The sequence below is a fragment of the Angustibacter aerolatus genome, assembly GCF_054776675.1.
Genome location: NZ_BAAHBM010000001.1, coordinates 109,399 through 133,728 on the forward strand (window position 1 = coordinate 109,399; position 24,330 = coordinate 133,728).

Sequence of the window (24,330 nt, forward strand, 5' to 3'; positions counted from 1 at the left end):
TGTCGGCCCGCGACCTGCCGCGGCCAGTCCGGAGGTGGGCGTGCCGACTCGGCTGCTGGTCGTGGGCGCGGACGGCGCCGGCATGAGCGCCGCCCACCAGGCGCTGCGCACCGCCCGCCGGCTGGGCCGCGAGCTCGAGGTCGTGGCGGTCGACGCCGGCCGGCACACGTCGTACAGCGCCTGCGGCATCCCCTACTGGATGGCGGGCGACGTCGCGTCCGGCGACGACCTGGTCGCGCGCACGGCCGACGAGCACCGGGCCGCGGGCGTCGACCTGCGGCTCGAGACCGAGGCCGTCGAGATCGACCGCGACGGCCAGCGGGTGCGCGTGCGGTCGGCGTCCGGCGAGTCGTGGCTGGGGTACGACGAGCTGGTGCTGGCGACCGGGGCCGAGCCGGTGCTGCCCGACTGGGCGCGGACGCCGGGGGTGCTGCCGGTGCACACGCTGGACGACGGCGCGGCCTGGCGGCGGGTGCTCGACGAGCGGTCGCCCCGGCGGGCGCTCGTGGTGGGCGCCGGCTACGTGGGGGTCGAGGGGGCCGAGAGCCTGCGCCGGCGCGGCCTCGACGTCACGCTCGTCACCCGCGGCCACGAGCCGATGTCGACCACGATGTCGGCCGACATGGCCGCGATGGTGCGCGAGGCGCTGCAGCGCATGGGCGTCCGCGTGGTCACCGGCACCACGGTCGAGTCGCTGGAGACCGCCGCCGACGGCCGGGTCGGCGCCGCCTGCCTCGGTGACCACGAGGAGCCGGTCGACGTGGTGGTGGTCGCGATCGGCGTGCGGCCCAGGGTGCAGCTGGCCGTCGACGCCGGCATCCCGCTCGGCGACCACGGCGGCCTGGTGACCGACGACCACCAGCGGCTCGCCGACGGCGTCTGGGCGGCCGGCGACTGCTGCGAGGTCTACGACCGGGTGCTGCAGGAGCACTGGTACACGCCGCTCGGCACCCACGCGAACAAGGCCGGCCGCGTCGCCGGCACCAACGTCGGCGGCGGCGACGCGGCGTTCGCCGGCTCGGTCGGGACCGCGATCACCCGCGCCCACGACGCCGAGGTGGCCCGCACCGGCATGCTCCCGTCGTGGGCCCGCGAGCGCGGCCTCGACGTCGAGTCGGTGACCCTGCAGTCGACCACGGCGAGCGGGTACATGCCCGAGGCCGACCCGATGACCGTGCAGGTGCTCGGCGAGCGCGGTACCGGCCGGCTGCTCGGGGCGCAGGTCGTCGGCGGTCGCGGCGCCGGCAAGCGCATCGACGTCGTCGCCATGGCGCTCTGGGGCGGCATGACCGCGGCCGACGTCGCGGCGGCCGACCTCGCCTACGCCCCGCCGTTCTCCCCGACGCTCGACCCGGTGGCCGTCGCCTGCCGCAAGCTCGCCGAGCGCCTGTAGGGCCGCCTCGGGCACCCGGTCAGTAGGCGGCGACCAGCCACGGGTGGGCGCCGACGGCGGCGGGCACGTCCCAGTACAGGGTCGCCGTGTCGCCGGTCTCGAGCCCGCTCAGGGTGGCCGCCGTGATCCGCACGACGACGACGGTGTCGAGCCCCCCGCACGCCACCGTCGTCGCCGACCGGGTCGTGTCGTCGACCAGGTCCTCCTTGCTCGTCGGCGAGGCGGGCACGACCCGCAGCCGCAGGGCGGCCCCGGGCGTCGTGTCGTCGCAGCGCACCGCCGCGTACCGGGGCAGCCGGGTCAGCTCCGCGACCGCGCCGTTCGTGGCGGCCTGCGGCGGTTCGGTCGACGAGGGCGACGGAGCGCTCCCGAGCGGGCCGTCCAGCGCGGACCGGCCGTGCACGGTCTCGGGCAGGTGCAGCGTCGACAGCTCGGGGTCGTCCGGCGCGGGCGTCGCGGCCCTCGGCGGCACGACGCGGTCGGGGGCGCTGGCCACGCCGTCCGGGCGCGGCCCGGGCTGCGGCCGATCGTCGATGCCGCCGAGCGTGGTCACCGCGAGCACCAGGGCACCGGCGCCGGTCGCCAGGCCGAGGGCGCCACCTGCCCGACGGCGCCGGGTGTCGCGCCGCACCCGCTGGTGGACGCCGGCGAGCCGCTGCTCGGTCGTGACGGACGGGTGCGGGGTCTGCGCGGCGGCGTCGAGCGCCCGGTGCAGGTCCGTGGTCGTGCGGGTCATCGCAGCTCCTCCAGCCGGTCGGCCTGTCGTCGGGTCGGCGCCTCGGCGCGCCAGGCGGTGGTGCCCTGCTCCAGAGCTCCGCGGTCACCGGTCGGCGGCGGGCCGGGTTCGACGCGCAGCCGGCGCAGCGCCTTGGACGCCTGGCTCTTGACGGTGCCGACGGTGACCCCGAGGGCCGCGGCCGTCTGCTGCTCGGTGAGGTCGTCGAGGTAGCGCAGCACGAGGACGGCGCGCTGCCGGCGCGGCAGCTGCGCGAGCGCCGCCTGCACCCAGAGCCGGTCGGCGACCTCGTGGCCGAGGTCGTGCTGGGTGGTGCGCCCGGTGTCGGGCAGCTGCTCGGTCGGCTGCTCGCCGTTCCAGCGCCGCCGCCACCAGGAGCAGTAGGTGGTGACCATGGCGCGGCGGACGTACGCCTCGGGCGAGCTGTGGATGCGACCCCACGCCGGCCACGAGCGGGCCAGCGCGGTCTGCACGAGGTCCTCGGCCAGCGCGTGCTCGCCGACCAGGAGGTACGCCGTCCGGTGCAGCGCGTCACCCCGCGCCCGCACGAACTCCTCGAACGCCGCGACGTCCTGCGCCACCGCCACCACCCCGTCCACCCTGCCGCCCCGTGCGGCTCGACCAGTAGACGGCCTGGGCCGCGCGGAGGGTTGCCCGGGCGTCCTGCGGCACGCGGTCCGCAGCGGGCGTCGGTAGGTTGGGCGCAGCAGCCCGTCCGCGCACGCAAGGGAGCCCGCCATGCCCATCGCCACCCCCGAGGTCTACGCGGAGATGCTCGACCGCGCCAAGGCCGGCGGGTTCGCCTACCCGGCGATCAACGTCACGTCGTCGCAGACGCTGAACGCCGCCATCCAGGGCTTCGCGGACGCCGGCAGCGACGGCATCGTGCAGATCTCGACCGGCGGCGCCGAGTACGCGTCCGGGCCGAAGGTGAAGGACATGGTCACCGGCGCGGTGGCGCTCGCCGAGTACGCGCACGTCGTCGCGAAGCACTTCGACGTGAACATCGCGCTGCACACCGACCACTGCCCGAAGGACAAGCTCGACGGCTACGTGCGCCCGCTGCTGGCGATCAGCCGCGAGCGCGTCGACCGCGGTGAGCAGCCGCTGTTCCAGTCGCACATGTGGGACGGCTCGGCCGTGCCGGTCGACGAGAACCTGCGGATCGCCGCCGAGCTGCTCGAGCAGTGCGCCGCCGCCCGGATCATCCTGGAGATCGAGGTCGGCGTCGTCGGCGGCGAGGAGGACGGCGTCGCGAACGAGATCAACGACAAGCTCTACTCGACCCCGGCCGACGCCATCGCGACGATCGAGGCGCTCGGCACCGGCGAGAAGGGCCGCTACCTGACCGCGCTGACCTTCGGCAACGTGCACGGCGTCTACAAGCCGGGCAACGTGAGGCTGCGCCCCGAGGTGCTCGAGGCCGCCCAGCAGGCCGCGGGCGAGAAGTCGGGCAAGGACCGCCCGTTCGACCTGGTCTTCCACGGCGGCTCGGGCTCGCTCGCCGAGGAGATCGCCGCCGCCGTCCGGTTCGGCGTGGTGAAGATGAACGTCGACACCGACACGCAGTACGCCTTCACCCGCCCGGTCGTCGACCACATGCTGAAGAACTACGACGGCGTGCTGAAGATCGACGGCGAGGTCGGCAGCAAGAAGGCCTACGACCCGCGCGTCTGGGGCAAGGCCGCCGAGGCCGGGCTCTCCGCCCGCGTCGTCGAGGCCTGCCAGAACCTGTCGAGCGCCGGCACGAAGCTGTGACCGGCAACCTGCTGGGTCCGCCGCCGACCCGGCTGGCCGACGAGCCCGAGGTCAGCGTGCAGCAGGGGCTGGACGCCGGCACCGACCCGGCCGAGCTGGCCGCCCGGTACCCCGCGGCCAGCCTGCCGTGGGCCGTGCTCGCCGAGCAGGCGCTCGCCGGGGGCCGCACCATCGGGGGCTACGCGTACGCCCGCACCGGCTACCACCGCGGGCTCGACGCGCTGCGCCGCAGCGGGTGGCGCGGCCAGGGCCCGGTGCCGTGGTCGCACGTGCCGAACCGCGGGTTCCTGCGGGCGCTGCACGCGCTCGGCACGGCCGCCGCGGGCATCGACGAGACCGCCGAGGCCGAGCGCTGCACGACGTTCCTGCACGACTGCGATCCCGCGGCCGCCGCCGCGCTGGGCTAGACGCGGGAGACGCCCTGCGAGCACGCCCGTCCCCCCGACGGACGCCTCGCAGGGCGTGTCCCCCCGCTGCGGTCCCCCCGGCCCGGCGTCCCCCCGCCAGGCCACCGCGTGCGCCGTCCGTCCCCCCGGCCGGCGCCGGCTCCCCCGAGCCGTCGTGCTCCGCGCCCCCGGTCCGCCCCCCCGCGGACCCGCGGTCGTGTCTCGGTCCGTCCCCCCGGACCGCCCCCCTGCAGCTCTCCCCCGAGCCGTCTGCTCGGCAGCGCCCGTCCCCACGGACCCTGCCCCTCGAGACCCCCCGCCGGCTCGATCCCCCTCGAGCCCGCGCCTCGCGGTCGTGCCGCCTCCCCGTGGTGCGCGCCCGACCCCTGCCCCGGTCGCGACCCCGACTCCTCGATCATGCCTTGCCCTCGCCGCCGCCGTGTGTCACCTTGCTGCCGCTGGCACCTTCGTGCCGACGATGACACGGTGCGATGGCAACGACCGGGAGGACGGACGTGACGGCGCTCGGCTCCCTGGGCATCGACGACGACGCCGAGCGGCTGTACCGGCAGGCGCTGCGGCACGACGGCAGTACCCTCGACGAGCACGTCGACCGCCTCGGGTGGACGCCGGAGCGCACCCGCGCCGCCCTGGCGCCGCTGCTGCAGGCGCAGCTCGTGCGCGAGGACGTCGCCGGGCGGCTGACCGCGCCGCACCCGCGGACGGCGCTGACCCGGCTGCTCGAGCGCGAGCAGGCGCGTGTCGACCTGCGGCGCCGAGAGCTGGAGGACGTCGCCGCGGTGGTCGGCGACTACTCGGCCGACCACCTCGCCGGCCGCACCGACGCCGTCGACCCGGCCGCGCTCGACGCCGTGCCCGCCGAGCTGGTGGCGCCGACCGTCGAGGAGGTGCTGCGCTCGACGTCCGGGGTGATCCGCTCGTGCCACCTCGAGGTCGGCGCCGGCCCAGCGGCCGACGCCGGCGTCGACCGCGACGCGCGCCGGCTGGTGGCGCGCGGTCGCGAGCTGCGCTCGGTCTACCCCGCCGACGTGCTCGACCACGAGGAGCGGCTGGCGTGGGTGCGCGGCTGGGCGGCGGCCGGCGAGCGGCAGCGCGTCGTCGAGCGGGTGCCCGCGGAGTTCACCGTGTTCGGCACCGAGGCGGTGATCGCCGGACCGGTGTGGGGGCGGCCGGTGTCGAGCGCCGTCCTGCTGCGGATGCCGCTGCTCGTGGCGGCCTTCACCGCCGTGTTCGACGACGCCTGGCGCAGCGGCCTGCCGGTGCCCGACGAGGGGCTCGAGCAGGACGCCGAGACGCGGCTGCTCGCGCTGCTGGGCACCGGCTTCAAGGACGAGGCCATCGCCCGCTACCTCGGCCTCGGGCTGCGCACCGTGCGGCGCCGGGTCGCCGTCCTGATGGACGAGCACGGCGTGCACACGCGGTTCCAGCTGGGTGCGGTGGCCGAGCGCCGCGGGCTGCTGCGCCGCCGCTCCGACTAGCCGGCAGCCGGGTCGCGGTGTCGGGCCGCGCGCGCGGGTTCGATAGCCTCGGGCCGCGTCGGCGCACGGCCCCGCCGGCTCCGTCCCCGGAAGAGGTGCAGCGTGCCCGCAGTCGTGCTGATCGGCGCCCAGTGGGGCGACGAGGGCAAGGGCAAGGCGACCGACGTCCTCGGCCGCCGCGTCGACCACGTCGTGAAGTTCAACGGCGGCAACAACGCCGGGCACACCGTCGTGATCGGCGACGAGAAGTACGCGCTGCACCTGCTGCCGTCGGGCATCCTCACGCCGGGCTGCACGCCGGTCATCGGCAACGGCGTGGTCATCGACCTGGCGGTGCTGTTCGAGGAGCTCGAGGGCCTGCAGGCGCGCGGCGTCGACACCTCGCGGCTCGTCGTCAGCGCGAACGCCCACGTCATCCCGCCGTACAACCGCGTGCTCGACAAGGTGACCGAGCGATTCCTCGGCAGCCGGCGCATCGGCACCACCGGGCGCGGCATCGGCCCGACGTACGCCGACAAGATGAACCGCGTCGGCATCCGCGTGCAGGACCTGTTCGACGAGGGGATCCTGCGGCAGAAGGTCGAGGGCGCCCTGGACTTCAAGAACCAGGTGCTGGCCAAGATCTACAACCGGCGCGCGATCACCGTCGACGAGGTGGTCGAGGAGCTGCTCAGCCACCGCGAGGCGCTGCGGCCGATGGTCGCCGACACCGGGCTGCTGCTGCAGGAGGCGCTGGGCCGCGGCGAGACCGTGCTGCTCGAGGCCGGGCAGGCCACGCTGCTCGACGTCGACCACGGCACCTACCCGTTCGTCACGTCGTCGAGCGCGACCGCCGGCGGCGCCTGCACCGGCTCCGGCATCCCGCCGACGTCGATCGACCGCGTCGTCGCGATCCTCAAGGCGTACACGACGCGCGTCGGCGAGGGCCCGTTCCCCACCGAGCTGCTCGACGACATGGGCGAGCACCTGCGCAAGACCGGCCACGAGTACGGCACCACCACCGGCCGCCCGCGCCGCTGCGGCTGGTTCGACGCCGTGATCGGCCGCTACGCCGCCCGCGTGAACGGCGTCACCGACTTCGTGATCACCAAGCTCGACACGCTCAGCGGCCTCGACACGGTGCCGGTCTGCGTGGCGTACGACGTCGACGGCGTGCGGCACGACGACATGCCGATGACGCAGAGCGACTTCCACCACGCGAAGCCGGTCTACGAGGAGCTGCCCGGCTGGTGGGAGGACATCTCGCACTGCCGCGACTTCGACGAGCTGCCGGCGAACGCGCGGCGCTACGTCGAGCGGGTCGAGGAGCTGGTCGGCCAGCGGGTGTCGGCGATCGGCGTCGGCCCCGGCCGCGACGAGATCATCGTGCGGCACGACCTGCTCGACGCGTGACCGCGACCGCGCCGGGAGGCGTGCCGCTGGTCGGCTCGGTCGTGCGCCTCGACCCGCTGGTGCCGGCCGACGCCGCCGACCTGCTCGCGGCGCTGGACGACGAGCGGGTCTGGGCCGCGGGGTACGGCGGCGGTCCGGCCGCCCGGTTCCGCACGGTCGACGCCGCGCGGGCGTGGATCGACGCGGCGTCCGGTCGGGCGGCGTACGCGGTGCGGCTGCTCGACGGCGGCCGCCTGGTGGGCACCTCGAGCCTGGGCGACGTCGACCTGACGAACGAGCGGGTGCACCTGGGCTGGACGGCGTACGCGCCGGACGCGTGGGGCACCGCCGTGAACCCCGAGTGCAAGCTGCTGCTGCTCGGCCACGCCTTCGACAGCGGCTTCGGCCGGGTCAAGATCCAGACCGACGCGATCAACGCTCGCTCGCAGGCCGCGATCGCGAAGCTCGGCGCGACCCGCGAGGGCACGCTGCGCCGCCACACCCGCCGCGCCGACGGCACCTTCCGCGACACCGTCGTCTTCTCCGTCCTCGCCGACGAGTGGCCCGCGGTGCGCGCCGGGCTGCAGGATCGCCTGTCTGCGAGCTGACCCGGGTGGGACCTTGAAGTGGTACCAGGGAGGAAGCATGTCGATCAGCGCCAGCGAGGCCCGCAAGCGGCTGTTCCCGCTCGTCGCCGAGGTGAACGACGACGCCGCTGCCGTCGAGATCGTCTCGAAGGCGGGCTCTGCGTTCCTCGTGCCCGCAGCCGAGTACCGCTCGCTCGTCGAGACCAGCTACCTGCTGTCGAACCCGGTGAACGCCGAGTGGCTCCGCGAGAGCATCGAGCAGGCCCGACAGGGCCGTGCCGAGCCGCACGAGCTGCTGGACCCGGAGGCGTCGCCGACCGCCGAGTCAGGTCCGCTCGCCTCCTGAGGGTGTCCTGCACGCCGAACGGGTGGAGGGACTACTGCAGCTGGGCCGGCGAGCCGAGGATGCTGCGGCGCATCCACCGTCTGATCGATGAAGCGGCGCGGGACCCTGGCGAGGGCGTCGGCAAGCCCGAGGTGCTCAGGCACGATCTCGCGGGCCACTGGTCACGCCGGATCGATCAGGAGCATCGCCTGGTCCACGCCTGGTCGGAGTCAGAGCTCACGATCGTCGGTTGCCGCTTTCACCACGGGGGGTAGGCGTGGCGGTGGCCGTGCGGATTCGCCAGCAGGGCGCCCCGCGCGGGACGATGTGCGGGTGAGCGACCCCGAGGACAGCACCACCTTCGCCGACCTGGGCCTGCGCGACGAGCTGCTCGAGGCGCTCGGCGAGCTGGGCTACGAGGAGCCGACGCCGATCCAGCGCGCCGCGATCCCGGTGGCGATCGCCGGCAGCGACGTCCTCGGCCGGGCGGCCACCGGCACCGGCAAGACGGCGGCGTTCGCGCTGCCCATCCTGCAGCGGCTGGCCGAGGGCGACCGTGGACGGCGGCCGAGCGCGCTGGTGCTGGTGCCGACCCGCGAGCTGTGCATGCAGGTGTCGGAGGCGCTGCACCGGTACGGCCGCCGCCTGGGCGCCCGCGTGCTGCCGATCTACGGCGGCCAGCCGATCGGGCGCCAGCTGCGCGAGCTCGAGCGCGGCGTCGACGTCGTCGTGGCCACGCCCGGCCGCGCCGTCGACCACCTCGACCGCGGCACGCTGCGCCTCGACGACGTGTCGATGGTCGTGCTCGACGAGGCCGACGAGATGCTCGACCTCGGGTTCGCCGACGAGCTCGACCAGATCCTGGAGGCCACCCCGGCGAGCCGGCAGACGATGCTGCTCTCGGCGACGCTGCCGAAGCGCATCGCCGCCGTGGCGAAGAAGCACCTGCGCGAGCCCGTGCGCATCGAGCTGGAGCGCCCGAAGCCCGAGGCCGGCGAGGCACCGCTGCTGCGGCAGACCGCGTACGTCGTACCGCGCGCCCACAAGGCCGTCGCGCTCGGCCGCGTGCTCGACGTCGAGCAGCCGACCGCCGCGATCGTGTTCTGCCGCACCCGCGCCGAGGTCGACACGCTGTCCGAGACGCTGACCGGCCGCGGCTACCGCGCCGAGCCGCTGCACGGCGGCATGGACCAGGCGATGCGCGACCGCGTCATGCAGCGCCTGCGGGCCGGCACCGCCGACCTGCTGGTGGCCACGGACGTCGCCGCCCGCGGTCTCGACGTCGAGCAGCTGACGCACGTCGTGAACTACGACGTGCCGTCGGCCGCCGAGACCTACGTGCACCGCATCGGCCGGGTCGGCCGCGGCGGCCGCGAGGGCGTGGCGATCACCCTCGCCGAGCCGCGCGAGCACCGGCTGCTGAAGAACATCGAGAAGGTCACCGGCACGAAGATCGACGTGCAGCGGCTGCCCACGGTCGCGGACATGCGCGCCCGCCAGCTCGAGGCCACCCGCGCCGCCCTGCACGAGAGCGCGATGTCGGACGACCTCGACCGCTACCGCGTGGTGGTCGACACCCTCACCGAGGACTTCGACATCGTGCAGGTCGCGCTGGCCGCCATCCGGATGGCGCACGAGGCGACGGTCGGCAGCCCCGACGAGGACGTCGTCATCCCCGACGTCGAGCCCGAGCGCGTCCGCGACCGGGCGCCGGGCTCGCGCGGTGACGCCGAGCAGGGCGGCGCCGGGCGACGTCCGCCGAAGGGCCCCCGGCCGGGCGCGACGCGGCTCTGGATCAGCGTCGGCCGTGCGGCCGGCATCCGGCCCGCGGACCTGGTGGGCGCCATCGCGGGGGAGTCCTCGCTCACCGGCCGCGACATCGGCGGCATCGAGATCACCGAGCGCTTCTCGTTCGTCGAGGTGCCGGACGCCGCGGTCGACGAGGTCACGAAGGGCCTCGAGCGCTCGCGGATCAAGGGCCGCAAGGTGTCGGTGCGTCCCGACCGCGGCCGGCCGTAGCCGCAGTCCGGGTCAGGCGGGCCGGACGGGTCCGGTGCCCAGCCGGGTGAGGCGCTCGCGGTACGCCTCGACGGCGTCGCGCAGCCCGGCCAGCACGTACGTCGGCACGTGCATGCCCTCGTGCTGGGCCCAGAGCAGGTCGCGCTCGACGACGCCGATGTCGCGGGCGTAGCCCTCGAGGTCCTCCTCGAGGCCGAGCGCCACGACGATCCCGCCGTACTGGGCCTTCTGCTGCTTGTCGTACACGCCGACCAGCTGGAACGCGTGCTTGCGCATGGTGCGCACCAGCCGCAGCTGCCACGGCGCGAGCACCCGCTGCTGCAGCATCGCGGTGGCCGACATCCGGTAGAAGGCGAAGTGCCCCGGCTCCTGCCGCTTGATCGGGGCGATCGCGGTGCGCGCCAGCGCCTTCTCGCCGAGCCGCTCGAGCCCGGCCGACAGCCGGTTGTAGGCCAGCACGGCCGACCGCTCGGTGGCCGCGCCGGTCAGGTAGTACATGAGGCGGGCCACCTCCTGGATCGGTCGCAGGTGCGCCAGCGCGCCCAGCACCCGGATGTTCAGCCCGATGCGCTCGAGCTCGGGCTGCGAGGGGGGCATGCCGAGGTCCTGCTGCATGCGGTCGAGGATGCGCCCGTGCGCGATCTCCTGCGGCTGCCACACGTCCTGGAAGAAGTGCCGGTCGGTCTCGCCGGGGTCGGGCAGCAGGGTCAGCAGCTCGAGCACGTTGCGGTCGACCTCGAGCTCGACCCGCGACATGAAGTCGATGACGTGGCCGTACTGCTCGCGCACCAGGTCGGGTCGCAGCACCGTCCGGTCGACCGAGTCGAGCTCGATCGGCGGGTGCTTCTCGCCGAGCCGGTCGACGTGCTCGTCCAGCATCCGGGGCGTGATCAGCACACCGTGAGAGCTCATGGCACCGCCCTTTCGATGCGCCTGTCGTCTGCCGGCCCCCGCACGGATCCTGTCACGAGCGCGCCCGGTCGGGCAGCCTGCCCCGTCCGGTGCGACGATCCGCGGCATGGCGACGCGCGCGGCACGGCTCGACCCAGGTCGTCGGCACGATCGTCGCGCGGCTGGAGCGCCGGCGTGACCGACCTGCTGCGGGCGGGCGACGCGCGGTTCGTCTCGCTGCGCACGTACCGGCGCGACGGCACCGGCGTCGACACCCCGGTCTGGGTGGTGCGCGACGGCGACGCGCTGGCCTTCACCACGCCGGACGGCTCGGGCAAGGTGAAGCGGTTGCGGCGCGACCCCCGGGTGACGGTGGTGCCGTGCTCGCGCCGCGGCGCGGTCGAGCCCGGCGCGCAGCCGTCCGCCGGCCGAGCCGCGTTCGTCGACGACCCCGCCGAGGCCGAGCGGCTCACCGGCCGGTTCCGGGCGCGGTACGGCCTCGAGTACCGCGTGTTCCTGCTCGTCGAGCGCCTCGCGCGCCGCGGCCGGAACAGCGACCGGGTGCTGCTGCGCGTCGTCCCCGCCTGACGGGGTGTCGCCGTCCGACGGCCCGGGCACGACACCGTGCTCGGTCGCGGGACGTCGGGGCGCACCTACGCTGGCGGCCATGACCGCGACGTCCGACCGCGCCCTCACCGTCGAGCAGCTGGCCCCGCCCGGCCCGCAGCTCGACCCCGCCGCGGTGCAGCGCACGTACGAGCTCGACCGGGCGCACGTCTTCCACTCGTGGTCGGCCCAGGGCGCGCTGACGCCGATGGTCGTGACGCAGGCGCGGGGCAGCTGGGTGTGGGACGGCGAGGGCCGGCCGCTGCTCGACCTCAGCAGCCAGCTGGTGAACACCAACGTCGGGCACCAGCACCCGGCCGTCGTGCGCGGCATCCAGGAGCAGGCCGCGCGACTGTGCACCATCGCGCCGCAGCACGCCGTCGACGTCCGCAGCGAGGCCGCGCGGCTGGTCACGGAGCACGCGCCGGACGGGCTGAGCAAGGTGTTCTTCACCAACGCCGGCGCCGAGGCGATCGAGAACGCGGTGCGGATGGCGCGGCTGCACACCGGGCGCCGCAAGGTGCTCAGCCGGTACCGCAGCTACCACGGCAACACGCAGACGGCGATCCACCTCACCGGCGACCCGCGGCGCTGGCCGAACGACTCGGGCGCCGAGGGGATCGTGCACTTCTTCGGGCCCTACCTCTACCGCTCGGCGTTCCACGCGCAGACCGAGGAGGAGGAGTGCGCCCGCGCGCTCGAGCACCTCGAGCAGGTGATCCAGCTCGAGGGCCCGGCGACCATCGCGGCGCTCGTGCTCGAGACCGTGCCCGGCACCGCGGGGATCATGGTGCCGCCGCCCGGGTACCTCGCCGGCGTCCGCGAGCTGTGCGACCGGCACGGCATCGTGTGGATCGCCGACGAGGTGATGTGCGGGTTCGGGCGCACCGGCGCGTGGTTCGGCGTCGACCACTGGGGCGCGACCCCCGACCTCATCACCTTCGCGAAGGGCGTCAACAGCGGCTACGTGCCGCTCGGCGGCGTGATCATCAGCGACGCGATCGCCGAGACGTTCCGCGAGCGGCCGTTCCCCGGCGGCCTCACCTACTCGGGCCACCCGCTGGCCTGCGGCTCGGCCGTCGCGACGATCACCGCCATGCAGGACGAGGGCGTCATCGAGCACGCCGCGCGGATCGGCAGCGAGCTGCTCGGACCGGGTCTGCGCGAGCTCGCCGAACGGCACCCGGTCGTCGGCGAGGTGCGCGGCCTCGGTGTCTTCTGGGCGCTCGAGCTGGTGCGCGACCGCACCACCCGCGAGCCGCTGGTGCCGTACAACGCGTCCGGTCCGGCCGCACAGGTCACCGCCGACCTGGTCGCCGCCTGCAAGCGGCGCGGGGTGCTGCCCGCCGTCAACATGAACCGGCTGCACGTCGTCCCGCCCTGCACGATCGCGGACGACGAGGTGCGCCTGGGCCTGGCGATCCTCGACGACGCGCTCGGCGAGATCGAGGCCGCGCACGGCATCGGCCGGGCGCACTAGGGGCTGGCGCGCCGCAGCCCGACGTGCCAGCATCGACGGCAGCCGGTTCGCCGGCCTCGAGCGCCTGGTGCCGCTTCCCCCCGCGGCCGCGCTCGTGACGCGGAGCCCCCGAGAGAACCCCCCCCTGCCTCCCGGGGGCTCCGTGCTGCCCGGGGTCTCCCGCCGTCGTCCGGCGCCAGTAGGGTCAAGGACCGTGAAGGTCCTCGTCGTCGGATCCGGTGCCCGCGAGCACGCTCTCGTCGTCGCCCTGCAGCGCGACCCCGGCGTCACGCTGGTGGTGGCCGCGCCCGGCAACCCGGGCATCGCCCTGACCGCGCGCTGCGAGCCGGTCGACCCGCTCGACGGCGCCGCGGTCGCCGCGCTGGCCCTCGAGGTGGCCGCCGACCTGGTGGTGATCGGGCCCGAGGCGCCGCTCGTCGAGGGCGTCGCCGACGCCGTGCGCGAGGTCGGTGTCGCGGTCTTCGGGCCCTCCGCCGAGGCGGCCCGGCTCGAGGGCAGCAAGGCGTTCGCGAAGCAGGTGATGGCCGAGGCCGGCGTGCCGACGGCGATGAGCCACGTCTGCCGCGACGGCGACCAGGTGCGCGCGGCCCTCGAGGCCCTCGGCGCGCCGTACGTCGTGAAGGACGACGGGCTGGCCGCCGGCAAGGGTGTCGTGGTGACCGACGACCTCGCCGTGGCGCTGGTGCACGCGCAGGCCTGCCTGGCCCGCTCGGACGACGCCCGCGTGGTGGTCGAGGAGTACCTCGACGGGCCCGAGGTGTCGCTGTTCGTGGTCACCGACGGCACCGACGTGGCGCCGCTCGCCCCGGCGCAGGACTTCAAGCGGCTGCTCGACGGCGACGCCGGGCCGAACACCGGTGGCATGGGCGCCTACTCGCCGCTGCCCTGGGCCCCGGCGTCCCTCGTCGAGGAGGTCGTCGAGCGGGTGGCCCGGCCGACCGTCGAGACCATGCGCCGGCGCGGCACGCCGTTCGCCGGGCTGCTCTACGTCGGGCTGGCGCTGACCTCCCGCGGCCTGCGCGTGGTCGAGTTCAACGCCCGCTTCGGCGACCCCGAGACGCAGGTCGTGCTGCCCCGGCTGCGCACCCCGCTCGGGCAGGTGCTGCATGCCGCCGCCACCGGTCGGCTGGCCGACGTCGGCCCGCTGCGCTGGTCGGACGACGCCGCCGTCGCGGTCGTCGTCGCGGCCGAGGGCTACCCGGTGGCACCCCGCACCGGCGACGTCGTCGACGGCCTCGCCTCGGCGAACGACCTGCCCGGCGTCTCGGTGCTGCACGCCGGCACCGACCACGACGAGGCCGGACGCGTCGTCACCGCGGGCGGGCGGGTGCTGTCGGTCGTCGGCACCGGCCCGACGCTCAGCCAGGCCCGTGAACGCGCCTACCAGGGGGTCACCGTGGTCGAGCTCGCCGGCGGCCAGCACCGGTCGGACGTCGCCGAGCAGGCGGCGCTCGCGGCGAGCGGGGTCTGACGTGCTGAACCTGCCCGCCGAGGCCCCCCAGCTGCCCGGCTTCCGGCACGTCTACTCCGGCAAGGTGCGCGACCTCTACGTGCCCGAGGGCGACGACTCGCTGCTGCTCGTCGTGGCGACCGACCGCATCTCGGCCTTCGACCACGTGCTGTCGACCCCGGTGCCCGACAAGGGCCGCGTGCTGACCCAGCTGTCGCTCTGGTGGTTCTCGCAGCTCGCCGACGTCGTGCCCAACCACCTGGTCGCCGGCGAGGTGCCCGAGCAGGTCGAGGGCCGCGCGGTGCTGGTGCGCCGGCTCGACATGCTGCCCGTCGAGTGCGTCGCCCGCGGCTACCTCACCGGGTCGGGCCTGCTCGAGTACCGCGAGGGCGGCGCGGTGTGCGGTGTGCCGCTGCCCGCGGGGCTGGTCGACGGCTCGCGGCTGCCCGAGCCGGTGTTCACCCCGGCGACCAAGGCCGAGCTCGGCGAGCACGACGAGAACGTCACGTTCGAGCAGGTCGCGTCGGTGGTCGGCGCCGAGACCGCCGCCGAGCTGCGCGAGGTGACGCTCGCCGTCTACGCCCGCGGCGAGCAGGTGGCCCGAGAGCGCGGCATCGTGCTCGCCGACACGAAGATCGAGCTCGGCCGCGACGCGGACGGCGTGCTGACGCTGGGCGACGAGGTGCTGACCCCCGACTCGTCGCGCTTCTGGCCCGCCGACGAGTGGGCGCCCGGTCGCGCCCAGCCGTCCTTCGACAAGCAGTTCGTCCGCGACTGGCTGAGCTCCCCGGCGTCCGGCTGGGACCGGCACGGCGACGCCCCGCCGCCCCCGCTGCCGGACGACGTCGTCGAGCGCACCCGCGCCCGGTACGTCGAGGCGTTCGAGCGCCTCACCGGCACCCCCTTCGCCTGACCCACCGCGCCGAGCTGCCACTTCCGGGGGTCCGGACCGCCGTCCGGTGCTCCTGAAGTGGCAGCTCGGCAGCGGGGCTAGCCGAGCGGGTCGGTCGCGATGCCGGCGTCGAGCGGGCGCACCTCGCTGCCCTCGGGGCCGAGGGTGCGGGCGTGGCCGACGTACATGCCGCGGGCGGCGGGCTGCAGCGGGCCGTCGTGGATCGGGACGGCGACGGCGGGGCGGACGGCGCGCAGGTAGTCGACGGTCTCAGCCGACTTCGCCCAGGGCGCCCAGAGCGGCAGGGCCAGCACGTCGACGTCCGCGGGCACCACGTCGTACGCGTCGCCGGGGTGCAGCAGCGCGCCGGTGCCGCCCTCGGCGCGGGAGCGGCCGAGCAGCAGACCGACGTTGCCGATGCGGGGCAGGTCGGGGTGGATGACCGCGTGCCGTCCGCCGAGCGCCTTCAGCCGGACGCCGCCGACCTCGGTCTCGTCGCCGGCGTGCAGGGCCGCGGCCTCGATGCCTGCGCCCTTCAGCTCGGCGGCGGTCTCGGGCTCGGCGAGCAGGCGGGCGCCGTCGTTGGCCTCGAGCAGCGCCGGCAGCCGCTCGACGTCGACGTGGTCGGGGTGCTGGTGGGTGAGCACGACGGCGTCGAGGCCGCCGAGCTCCTCGAAGCCGTGGCTGAAGACGCCCGGGTCGACGAGGACGCGGGCGCCGTCGAGCTCGATCAGCAGGCAGGCGTGTCCGAGGTGGGTCAGTCGCATGGCGTCACCCTGCCACCGTTCCGCGGCGGACGGGTGTCGAGGATCGCTGGTGCCGGTCGTCATGGGGGTGTCAGGCTCGGCACCGGGCCGCCACCCCGAGGAGGAACCGTGAAGTACGTCGTGATGTTCACCAGCACCCCCGACCTCGACGCGCGGGTCACGCCCGAGCAGCGGGAGGAGACGCACCACGCGGTGTACCGCTGGTTCGAGACGCACCGCTCGTCGCTCGCGGCCTTCGGCGAGCAGCTGCAGCCGGTCGCGACGGCGACGACCGTGGCGCCCGGCGACGGCGGGCCCGTGGTCGTCGACGGGCCGTTCTCGGAGGCGAAGGAGGTCGTCGGCGGGTTCAGCGTGCTGGACGTGCCCGACCTCGACGCCGCGCTCGCCGTGGTGCGCGAGTGGCCGATGCTGGCGCTGCCCGGCAACAAGGTCGAGCTGCGCCCGGTCGTCGACCACAGCGCGCTGCAGGGCTGAGGGGGAGCCGTGAAGTACGTCGTGATGTTCACCAGCACGCCGGAGCTCGACGAGCAGGTGCCGCCCGAGCGGGCGGAGGAGGTCTACCAGCAGGTCTACGCCTGGTTCGAGCGGTACGACGCGGCGATCGTCGACGGCGGCGCCGAGCTGCAGCCGGTCACCACCGCGACGACCGTGCGGGGGCGGGACGGCGGCGAGCCGGTCGTGGTCGACGCCCCGTTCTCGGAGGCCAAGGAGGTGGTCGGCGGGTTCAGCGTGCTCGACGTGCCCGACCTCGACACCGCGGTCGCGATGGTGCGGGAGTGGCCGATGCTCGCGCTCCCCGGCACCAGCGTCGAGATCCGTCCGGTCGTCGACCACAGCGGCCAGCAGGGGTGACGTCGGACGCCGCGCTCGAGCGGGTGGTCCGCGACGAGAGCGGCCGCCTGGTCGGGCTGCTGCACCGCCACCTCGGCGACCTCGACGTCGCCGAGGAGGCGGTGGCCGAGGCCGTGGTCGACGCGCTGCGCAGCTGGCGCCGCACCGGGGTGCCCGACCGGCCGGCCGCGTGGCTGCACACCGCGGCGCGGCGCAACGCGGTCGACCGGCTGCGCCGCGACGCCCGGGTGCGCGACCGCCTGCCGTTCCTCGACGCCCGGGCGCTCGGGGGCGCGCCGGCTCCGGAGCCGGTCGACGGCGCGCCGGGCGCGGGCCCGGGGGACGACGTCCGGCTGGGGCTGCTGTTCGGCTGCTGCCACCCCGCCCTGGCCCCGCAGGCGCGCCTCGCGCTCACCCTGCGGGCCGTCCTCGGGCTGACCGTGGCGCAGATCGCCCGCGCCACCTTCGAGCCCGAACCGACTGTGGCGCAACGGATCTCGCGGGCCAAGCGCAAAGTCGGCGCGGCCGGCATCCCGGTGCGCATCCCGGACGTCGACGAGCTGCCCGAACGGCTCGACGTCGTGCTCACCGTGGTCGCCACCGCGTACAACGAGGCGTACCTCGCGAGCGGCGGCCCGACCCCCGACGACCGCGACCTCGCGGACGACGCCACCTGGCTGGCCGGCGTCGTCGCGACCGCGCTGCCGCACGAGCCCGAGGCGCTCGGGCTGCTCGCGCTGCTGCGGCTGCACCAGGCCCGCCGCGCCGCGCGCTTCGCCGACGGCCGCATCGTGCTGCTCGCCGACCAGCGGCGCGAGCTGTGGCGGCACGACGAGATCGCCGCGGCGGTGCGGCTGATCGAGCGGGCCGCGGCGATGCGGCGTCCGGGCCGGTACCAGCTGCAGGCGGCCATCACCGCCTTGCACTGCGAGGCCGCCACCTGGGACGACACCGACTGGCCGCAGATCCTGGTGCTGTACGGGATGCTGCTGCGCCACGACCCGTCGCCCGTCGTCCGGCTGAACCGCGCGGTGGCGCTGGCCCAGGTGCGGGGAGCGGAGGTCGCGCTGCGCGAGGTCGAGGCGCTCGCCGAGCCGCTCGCCCGGTACCACCTGCTGCACGCGGTGCGGGGACGGCTGCTGCGCGAGCTCGGTCGCACCGACGACGCGCGGGCCGCCGACGCGCTGGCCCTCGCGGCGACGGAGAACGTCGCGGAGCGACAGCTGCTGGTCGAGCGGCTGCGGTGAGAACCTCGGTCATGGCGTACGACGAGGAGCTGGCGGACCGGCTGCGCGAGGAGCTCGCCGGCACGGCGGCGGTGACCGAGCGGCGGATGTTCGGGGGGCTGGCGTTCCTGGTGCGCGGGCACCTGGCCGTCGCCGCCAGCGGCCACGGCGGGCTCATGGTGCGCTGCGTGCCGGAGCAGCGGGACGAGCTGCTCGCCCGGCCGTACGCGGCGCCGATGGTGATGCGGGGGCGCGACACGGCCGGGTGGCTGCGGGTCGCCCCCGCCGGGGTGGCCGACGACGCCGACCTGCGGGCCTGGGTGGCGGTCGGTCTCGACGCGGTGCGCGGCCTGCCGCCGAGGGGCTGACCGGCGGTCCCGAGCACGCCGCCCGGCTCGGTAGGATCAGGCGTACCGCCGACCGATCCAGAGGGAGCCCTCCATGGCACGCGTCGTGGTCGACGTCATGCTGAAGCCCGAGATCCTCGACCCGCAGGGCCAGGCCGTGCTCGGGGCGCTGCCGCGCCTGGGCTTCACCGGGTTCACCTCGGTGCGCCAGGGCAAGCGGTTCGAGCTCGAGGTCGAGGGCGAGGTCACCGACGAGGTGCTCGCCCAGGTGCGCGAGGCCGCCAGCACGCTGCTGTCGAACCCGGTCATCGAGGACGTCGTCGGCGTCAGCGTCGAGTCGGCCGAGGCCGAGTCGCAGGTCACCGCCTGATGCGCGTCGGGGTCGTCACCTTCCCCGGGTCGCTCGACGACGTCGACGCCCGCCGGGCCGTGCGCGTGGCCGGTGCCGAGCCGGTGCGCCTCTGGCACGCCGACGCCGACCTGCACGGCGTCGACGCGGTCGTGCTCCCCGGCGGGTTCAGCTACGGCGACTACCTGCGCTGCGGGGCGATCGCGCGCTTCGCGCCGGTGATGGCCGAGCTGGTCGACGCCGCGAACGGCGGGCTGCCGGTGCTCGGCATCTGCAACGGCTTCCAGGTGCTCTGCGAGACCCACCTGCTGCCCGGCGCCCTGGTGCGCAACGACCACCGCAAGTTCGTCTGCACCGACCAGACGCTGACGATCGAGCGCGCAGACACCGCGTGGACCAACGGGTTCGAGGCCGGCCAGCAGGTCGTCGTCCCGCTGAAGAACGGCGAGGGTGGCTACGTCGCCGACGAGCGCACGCTCGACGAGCTCGAGGCCGAGGGGCGCGTCGTCGCCCGCTACGTCGGCGACAACCCCAACGGCTCGTACCGCGCGATCGCCGGCGTCTCGAACGCCGCCGGCAACGTCGTCGGCCTCATGCCGCACCCCGAGCACGCCGTCGAGCCGGGCTTCGGTCCCGACCCGCGCAGCGGCACGGACGGCGTCGACGGGCTGCCGTTCTTCACCTCCGTCGTCCGCCACCTCGAAGGGCTCGTCACGGCATGAGCGTCGACACGCGCGTCCAGGGGCTCGACACCGTGGCGCAGGCCGCGACGACGCCCGACGTCGAGCAGCCGTGGGCCGAGCTGGGCCTCAAGGAGGACGAGTACCAGCGCATCCGCGACATCCTCGGCCGGCGTCCGACGTCGTCCGAGCTGGCGATGTACAGCGTCATGTGGAGCGAGCACTGCTCCTACAAGTCGAGCAAGGTGCACCTGCGCCAGTTCGGCGACAAGACGACCGAGGCGATGCGCGAGCACCTCATGGTCGGCATCGGCGAGAACGCCGGCGTGGTCGACATCGGCGACGGCTGGGCGGTCACCTTCAAGGTCGAGAGCCACAACCACCCCTCGTACGTCGAGCCCTACCAGGGCGCGGCGACCGGCGTCGGCGGCATCGTGCGCGACATCATGTCGATGGGCGCGCGGCCGATCGCGGTCATGGACCCGTTGCGGTTCGGGGCGATCGACCACCCTGACACGGCACGCGTCGTGCCGGGGATCGTGGCCGGCGTGGGCGGCTACGGCAACTGCCTCGGCCTGCCGAACATCGGCGGCGAGGTCGTGTTCGACCCCAGCTACCAGGGCAACCCGCTGGTGAACGCGCTGTGCGTCGGCTCGATGCGGCACGACGACATCCACCTGGCCAACGCCTCCGGCCAGGGCAACCTGGTCATCCTGTTCGGCGCGAAGACCGGTGGCGACGGCATCGGCGGCGTCTCGGTGCTGGCGTCCGAGACCTTCGAGTCGACCGGCCCCTCGAAGCGCCCGGCCGTGCAGGTGGGCGACCCGTTCGCCGAGAAGGTGCTCATCGAGTGCTGCCTCGACCTGTTCGCGGCGAAGGTCGTCGAGGGCATCCAGGACCTCGGCGGCGCCGGCCTGTCGTGCGCCACCAGCGAGCTGGCCAGCAACGGCGACGGCGGCATGCAGGTGTGGCTCGACCGGGTGCCGCTGCGCGACGCCACCCTGGCGCCCGAAGAGATCCTGATGAGCGAGTCGCAGGAACGCATGATGGCGGTGGTGACGCCCGAGAAGCTCGAGGCGTTCCTCGACATCACGACGCGCTGGGACGTCGAGGCGACCGTCGTCGGCGAGGTCACCGGCACCGGCCGGCTGGTCGTCGACTGGCACGGCGAGACCGTCGTCGACGTGCCGCCGCGCACCGTGGCGCACGACGGTCCGGTGTACGAGCGCCCCTACGAGCGCCCCGCGACGCTCGACGTGCTGCAGGCGAACACGCCGGATGCGTTGCAGCGCCCGGGTTCTGGCGACGAGCTGCGTGCGACCCTGCTGCAGCTGCTCGGCTCGCCGAACCTCTCGAGCCGCGCGTGGGTCACCGACCAGTACGACCGGTACGTCATGGGCAACACCGCCCTCGCGATGCCGGACGACGCCGGCGTGGTGCGCGTCGACGAGTCGACGAACCTCGGCGTCGCGATCTCGACCGACTGCAACAGCCGGTTCGCCGCGCTCGACCCGTACGCCGGGGCGCAGCTCGCGCTGGCCGAGGCGTACCGCAACGTCGCCACGGCGGGCGCCTCGCCGCTCGCCGTCACCGACTGCCTGAACTTCGGCTCGCCCGAGGACCCGGGCGTCATGTGGCAGTTCGCGCAGGCCGTCACCGGCCTGGCCGACGCGTGCCAGCAGCTCGGCGTGCCGGTCACCGGCGGCAACGTGAGCCTGTACAACCAGACCGGTTCGACGGCCATCCACCCGACGCCCGTCGTCGGCGTGCTCGGCGTGATCGACGACGTCACCCGGCGCACGCCGTCCGGCTGGCGGCACCCGGGGCAGGTGCTCTACCTGGTCGGCACCACGCGCGACGAGCTCGGCGGCTCGTCGTGGGCCGACGTCGTGCACGGGCACCTCGGCGGTCTGCCGCCGGCCGTCGACCTCGACGCCGAGCGGGTGCTCGCCGAGATCCTGGTCGCCGCCTCGCGCGACGGCATGGTCGACGCCGCGCACGACCTGAGCGACGGCGGGCTCGCGATCGCCCTGGTCGAGGGCTGCCTGCGCTACGGCGTCGGCGCCCGCGTGTGGCTCGACGAGCTGTGCGAGCGCGACGGCATCGACCCGTTCGTGGCGCTGTTCAGCGAGTCGACCGCCCGCGTCGTCGTCTCCGTCGCGCGGTCGGAGGAGGTGCGCTTCACCGACATGTGCAGCGCCCGCGGCGTGGCCCACCTGCGGGTCGGCGTGGTCGACGACGGCGAGCCCGGCGACGAGCCGGCGCTCGAGGTGCAGGGCCGGTTCACGGTGCCGGTGGCCGAGCTGCGCGCCGTCCACGAGGCCACGCTGCCGGCGGTCTTCGGCCGCTAGACCCGCACGCCGAGATGCGAGAAGGGGTTCACCAGCGCTGCGCGCGGTGAACCCCTTCTCGCGTCTCGGCGGGGTATGGGATCAGGGCGGGGACGGCCCGTCGCGGCCGTCAATTGCCCGCGACGGGTTGCTGCGACGGGGTGCGCAGGTCGATCGACGGCGACTCCTCGAAGGCGCCGGTGCGCTCGTCCAGCACCAGGCAGCTGGCGGCGCCGATGTCGAAGAGCAGGCCGGTCAGGTCGAGCGTCCCCGCTCGCAGGGCCGGTGCGACCGTCGGGTTGCGACGCAGCGTGTCGAGCTGCACCCCGACCGCGACCCGGGCCAGCTCGTCGGGCTGCCGTGAGTCGGCGCCGGCGGCGAGCACTGGTGCGCCGTGCCGCAGCCAGGCGGTGACCGCCGGCATCGGCGTGTCACCCACGCCGCCGGCGAGCGCGCGCATCGCGCCGCAGTCGGTGTGGCCGCAGACCACCACGTGGCGCACCCCGAGGGCCAGCACGGCGTACTCGACCGCCGCCAGCGTGGCCTCGCCCGCACCCTCGTGGCCGGCGTGCTCGGGCACGAGGGCGCCGATCGTGCGGACGGTGAAGAGGTCGCCGGGACCGCTGCTGGTGATGACGTTCGGCACCACCCGCGAGTCGCAGCAGGTGATGAACAGCGTCGAGGGAGCCTGACCGCCGGCCAGCTCGGCCAGCTCGTCGCGCAGCACCGGGCGGGTGCGGCGGTGGAACTCCTGGACGCCACCGCGGAGCGCGTCGACGCCCGCCCCCGGCTGCCAGCGCGACCACGACGACAGCGAGCGCGGTGCCTGCCCGAGCAGCCGTCGGCGGGTCGGCGCCTCGGCGGTGGCGCCGTCGAGCGGCGTGCCGGTCACCTCCTCGACCTCGACCCGGCCGCCGCCGCGTCGCTGGGCCCGCACCCAGTCCTGCAGCGTCTCGCGCACCGAGTGGTCGAGGTGGTCGACGAGCAGCTCGAGCCGCACGTCGGCCCCGGCCGGCACCTGCGCCAGCCGCCGGCTCAGCTGCGGCGTGCACACGAAGGTCGCGGTGCCGGCCAGGCGGACGTGCCAGGCGTCGTCGCCCGCCTCGGGCCCGGTCACCTCGAGGCGCACCCTCAGCACCCGCCGGAGCACCAGCACCAGGGCGAGCGCGATGCCGAGCAGCACCCCCTCGAGCAGGTTGAGCAGGACCACGCCCGCGATCGTCGTCACGTACACCGCCAGGTCGCCGTGCCGGTGGACCTCCCGGACGTGCTCCACGTGCACCAGTCGCACGCCGATCACGACGAGCAGGCCCGCGAGCACCGACAGCGGGATGAGCTGCACGAGCGAGGTCAGCAGCAGCGCGAAGGCCGCGACCCAGACCCCGTGCAGCACGGCCGAGGCGCGGGTCCGCGCGCCGGCCCGCACGTCGGCGGTGCTGCGCACGATCACGCCGGTCACCGGCAGCCCGCCGAGCAGGCCGCTCACGACGTTGGCGCCGCCCTGGCCGACCAGCTCGCGGTCGAGGTCACCGCGCGGGCCGTCGTGCATCCGGTCGACGGCGACCGCCGACAGCAGCGTCTCGACGCTGGCGATCAGCGCCACGGTGACGACCCCGGTTGCGACGGCGAGCCACTCGCCGTCCGGCAGGCCGGGCAGCGCCACGGCGTCGAGCAGGTCGGCCGGCACCGAGACGCGCGGCACGTCGAGCGGCAGGGCGGCGAGGGTGACGGCCGCCACGGCCACCAGCGGCGCCGGGACGACCTTGAACCGGCCGGGCAACCGGTCCCACCCGACGACGACCGCGATCGTCGCCACCCCCACGACGGCGGTGAGCCGCGGCGTCTGCAGCAGCTCGCCCGGCAGCTCGCGCAGGCTGGCGGGCGCCGACGAGTGCGGGCTGCCACCCAGCAGCACGTGCACCTGGGCGAGCACGATGGTCACACCGATCCCGGCCAGCATGCCGTGCACGATCGCCGGGCTGATGGCCAGCGCCATCCGGGCCACGCGGCTCACCCCGAACAGCAGCTGCACCATGCCCGCCGCGGCCGTGATCAGGCACGTGGTGCGCCACCCGTGCTCGGCCACCAGCTCGGCCACCACGACGGTGAGGCCGGCCGCCGGGCCCGACACCTGCAGCGGCACGCCGCCGGCCAGACCGACGACGACGCCACCCACCACCGCGGCGATCAGTCCCGCCGCCACCGGCGCGCCCGAGGCGAGGGCGATGCCGAGCGACAGCGGCAGGGCCACCAGGAAGACCACCAGGGACGCCTCGGCGTCGGCCCGCCAGTGCGCGGTCGGCGGCTGTCGGGCAGCACGGAGCAGGGACGGTGTCGGCACGGTGAGACCCCTCGTCGGACGGCGCTGGTGCCCGCGGCGCTGGGGGCTTCCGCTCGACGCTATGCG

The 24,330-nt window shown here is 75.1% G+C and carries 25 protein-coding genes; 20 read left to right on the forward strand and 5 right to left on the reverse strand.

What is annotated here, in order from left to right; all coding sequences use genetic code 11:
• Positions 1-40: 40 nt before the first annotated feature.
• Complete coding sequence (locus ACYVI6_RS00505) at positions 41-1,393, forward strand: FAD-dependent oxidoreductase (RefSeq protein ID WP_460444486.1); 1,353 nt, start codon at positions 41-43, stop codon at positions 1,391-1,393.
• 19 nt (positions 1,394-1,412) lie between these two features.
• On the opposite strand, the gene ACYVI6_RS00510 is transcribed toward ACYVI6_RS00505, so the two are convergent.
• Positions 1,413-2,129, reverse strand: a complete 717-nt coding sequence (locus ACYVI6_RS00510; protein WP_460444487.1) for a hypothetical protein — start codon at positions 2,127-2,129, stop codon at positions 1,413-1,415.
• On the reverse strand, positions 2,126-2,728 hold the full coding sequence (locus ACYVI6_RS00515) for a SigE family RNA polymerase sigma factor (RefSeq protein WP_460444488.1): 603 nt from the start codon (positions 2,726-2,728) through the stop codon (positions 2,126-2,128). Before ACYVI6_RS00515 ends, ACYVI6_RS00510 begins: the two co-directional genes overlap by 4 nt.
• Before the next feature lie 139 nt (positions 2,729-2,867).
• On the opposite strand from ACYVI6_RS00515, the gene fbaA reads away from it, so the two are divergent.
• The 8 genes from fbaA to ACYVI6_RS00555 all read left to right on the forward strand — a co-directional run bounded on the left by fbaA (position 2,868) and on the right by ACYVI6_RS00555 (position 10,074).
• Positions 2,868-3,887, forward strand: coding sequence for a class II fructose-bisphosphate aldolase (fbaA, locus tag ACYVI6_RS00520; RefSeq protein ID WP_460444489.1), 1,020 nt, complete (start codon positions 2,868-2,870; stop codon positions 3,885-3,887).
• Positions 3,884-4,294, forward strand: a complete 411-nt coding sequence (locus ACYVI6_RS00525; RefSeq protein ID WP_460444490.1) for a DUF3151 domain-containing protein — start codon at positions 3,884-3,886, stop codon at positions 4,292-4,294. The genes fbaA and ACYVI6_RS00525 overlap by 4 nt, the downstream gene beginning before the upstream one ends.
• A gap of 470 nt (positions 4,295-4,764) precedes the next feature.
• The gene (locus tag ACYVI6_RS00530) at positions 4,765-5,772 is read left to right on the forward strand and encodes a hypothetical protein (protein WP_460444491.1); all 1,008 of its coding nucleotides are present in this window, start codon (positions 4,765-4,767) and stop codon (positions 5,770-5,772) included.
• Between the two features lie 102 nt (positions 5,773-5,874).
• Positions 5,875-7,164, forward strand: coding sequence for an adenylosuccinate synthase (locus ACYVI6_RS00535; protein ID WP_460444492.1), 1,290 nt, complete (start codon positions 5,875-5,877; stop codon positions 7,162-7,164).
• On the forward strand, positions 7,161-7,751 hold the full coding sequence (locus ACYVI6_RS00540; protein WP_460444493.1) for a GNAT family N-acetyltransferase: 591 nt from the start codon (positions 7,161-7,163) through the stop codon (positions 7,749-7,751). Before ACYVI6_RS00535 ends, ACYVI6_RS00540 begins: the two co-directional genes overlap by 4 nt.
• Positions 7,752-7,788: 37 nt before the next feature.
• Positions 7,789-8,076 carry a type II toxin-antitoxin system Phd/YefM family antitoxin gene (locus tag ACYVI6_RS00545; protein WP_460444494.1) on the forward strand — a complete coding sequence of 96 codons (288 nt, stop codon included), beginning with the start codon at positions 7,789-7,791 and terminating at the stop codon, positions 8,074-8,076.
• On the forward strand, positions 8,073-8,330 hold the full coding sequence (locus tag ACYVI6_RS00550; RefSeq protein ID WP_460444518.1) for a Txe/YoeB family addiction module toxin: 258 nt from the start codon (positions 8,073-8,075) through the stop codon (positions 8,328-8,330). Before ACYVI6_RS00545 ends, ACYVI6_RS00550 begins: the two co-directional genes overlap by 4 nt.
• Positions 8,331-8,388: 58 nt before the next feature.
• On the forward strand, positions 8,389-10,074 hold the full coding sequence (locus tag ACYVI6_RS00555; protein WP_460444495.1) for a DEAD/DEAH box helicase: 1,686 nt from the start codon (positions 8,389-8,391) through the stop codon (positions 10,072-10,074).
• Between the two features lie 12 nt (positions 10,075-10,086).
• Here ACYVI6_RS00555 and ACYVI6_RS00560 read toward each other — a convergent pair whose 3' ends face one another.
• Positions 10,087-10,986 (reverse strand): GTP-binding protein LepA, encoded by a 900-nt coding sequence (locus ACYVI6_RS00560; protein ID WP_460444496.1) that lies wholly within the window; start codon positions 10,984-10,986, stop codon positions 10,087-10,089.
• A 174-nt stretch (positions 10,987-11,160) separates the two neighbouring features.
• Between ACYVI6_RS00560 and ACYVI6_RS00565 the strand changes: the two genes are divergently transcribed.
• The 4 genes from ACYVI6_RS00565 to ACYVI6_RS00580 all read left to right on the forward strand — a co-directional run bounded on the left by ACYVI6_RS00565 (position 11,161) and on the right by ACYVI6_RS00580 (position 15,414).
• Positions 11,161-11,553, forward strand: coding sequence for a PPOX class F420-dependent oxidoreductase (locus ACYVI6_RS00565; RefSeq protein ID WP_284289186.1), 393 nt, complete (start codon positions 11,161-11,163; stop codon positions 11,551-11,553).
• Positions 11,554-11,632: 79 nt separating this feature from the next.
• Positions 11,633-13,051 carry an aminotransferase class III-fold pyridoxal phosphate-dependent enzyme gene (locus ACYVI6_RS00570; protein ID WP_460444497.1) on the forward strand — a complete coding sequence of 473 codons (1,419 nt, stop codon included), beginning with the start codon at positions 11,633-11,635 and terminating at the stop codon, positions 13,049-13,051.
• A 193-nt stretch (positions 13,052-13,244) separates the two neighbouring features.
• Positions 13,245-14,522, forward strand: coding sequence for a phosphoribosylamine--glycine ligase (gene purD, locus ACYVI6_RS00575; RefSeq protein ID WP_284289190.1), 1,278 nt, complete (start codon positions 13,245-13,247; stop codon positions 14,520-14,522).
• A gap of 4 nt (positions 14,523-14,526) precedes the next feature.
• Entirely contained in the window at positions 14,527-15,414 is an 888-nt protein-coding gene (locus ACYVI6_RS00580) for a phosphoribosylaminoimidazolesuccinocarboxamide synthase (protein WP_460444519.1), read from the forward strand.
• 77 nt (positions 15,415-15,491) lie between these two features.
• On the opposite strand, the gene ACYVI6_RS00585 is transcribed toward ACYVI6_RS00580, so the two are convergent.
• Positions 15,492-16,160 (reverse strand): MBL fold metallo-hydrolase, encoded by a 669-nt coding sequence (locus ACYVI6_RS00585; RefSeq protein WP_460444498.1) that lies wholly within the window; start codon positions 16,158-16,160, stop codon positions 15,492-15,494.
• A gap of 108 nt (positions 16,161-16,268) precedes the next feature.
• On the opposite strand from ACYVI6_RS00585, the gene ACYVI6_RS00590 reads away from it, so the two are divergent.
• From ACYVI6_RS00590 to purL, 7 genes are all read left to right on the forward strand, one after another.
• A complete protein-coding gene (locus tag ACYVI6_RS00590) occupies positions 16,269-16,634 on the forward strand; it encodes a YciI family protein (RefSeq protein ID WP_460444499.1) in 366 nt (121 codons plus the stop codon).
• Positions 16,635-16,643: 9 nt separating this feature from the next.
• The gene (locus ACYVI6_RS00595; protein WP_460444500.1) at positions 16,644-17,012 is read left to right on the forward strand and encodes a YciI family protein; all 369 of its coding nucleotides are present in this window, start codon (positions 16,644-16,646) and stop codon (positions 17,010-17,012) included.
• A complete protein-coding gene (locus ACYVI6_RS00600) occupies positions 17,009-18,238 on the forward strand; it encodes an RNA polymerase sigma factor (protein WP_460444501.1) in 1,230 nt (409 codons plus the stop codon). Before ACYVI6_RS00595 ends, ACYVI6_RS00600 begins: the two co-directional genes overlap by 4 nt.
• An 11-nt stretch (positions 18,239-18,249) precedes the next feature.
• Positions 18,250-18,585, forward strand: coding sequence for a TfoX/Sxy family protein (locus tag ACYVI6_RS00605; RefSeq protein WP_460444502.1), 336 nt, complete (start codon positions 18,250-18,252; stop codon positions 18,583-18,585).
• Between the two features lie 73 nt (positions 18,586-18,658).
• On the forward strand, positions 18,659-18,934 hold the full coding sequence (gene purS, locus ACYVI6_RS00610; protein WP_284289197.1) for a phosphoribosylformylglycinamidine synthase subunit PurS: 276 nt from the start codon (positions 18,659-18,661) through the stop codon (positions 18,932-18,934).
• Positions 18,934-19,635, forward strand: a complete 702-nt coding sequence (gene purQ / locus ACYVI6_RS00615) for a phosphoribosylformylglycinamidine synthase subunit PurQ (protein WP_460444503.1) — start codon at positions 18,934-18,936, stop codon at positions 19,633-19,635. The genes purS and purQ overlap by 1 nt, the downstream gene beginning before the upstream one ends.
• The gene (gene purL / locus ACYVI6_RS00620) at positions 19,632-21,944 is read left to right on the forward strand and encodes a phosphoribosylformylglycinamidine synthase subunit PurL (protein ID WP_460444504.1); all 2,313 of its coding nucleotides are present in this window, start codon (positions 19,632-19,634) and stop codon (positions 21,942-21,944) included. The genes purQ and purL overlap by 4 nt, the downstream gene beginning before the upstream one ends.
• Before the next feature lie 109 nt (positions 21,945-22,053).
• Here purL and ACYVI6_RS00625 read toward each other — a convergent pair whose 3' ends face one another.
• Positions 22,054-24,264, reverse strand: a complete 2,211-nt coding sequence (locus tag ACYVI6_RS00625) for a SulP family inorganic anion transporter (RefSeq protein ID WP_460444505.1) — start codon at positions 24,262-24,264, stop codon at positions 22,054-22,056.
• Positions 24,265-24,330 lie beyond the last annotated feature (66 nt).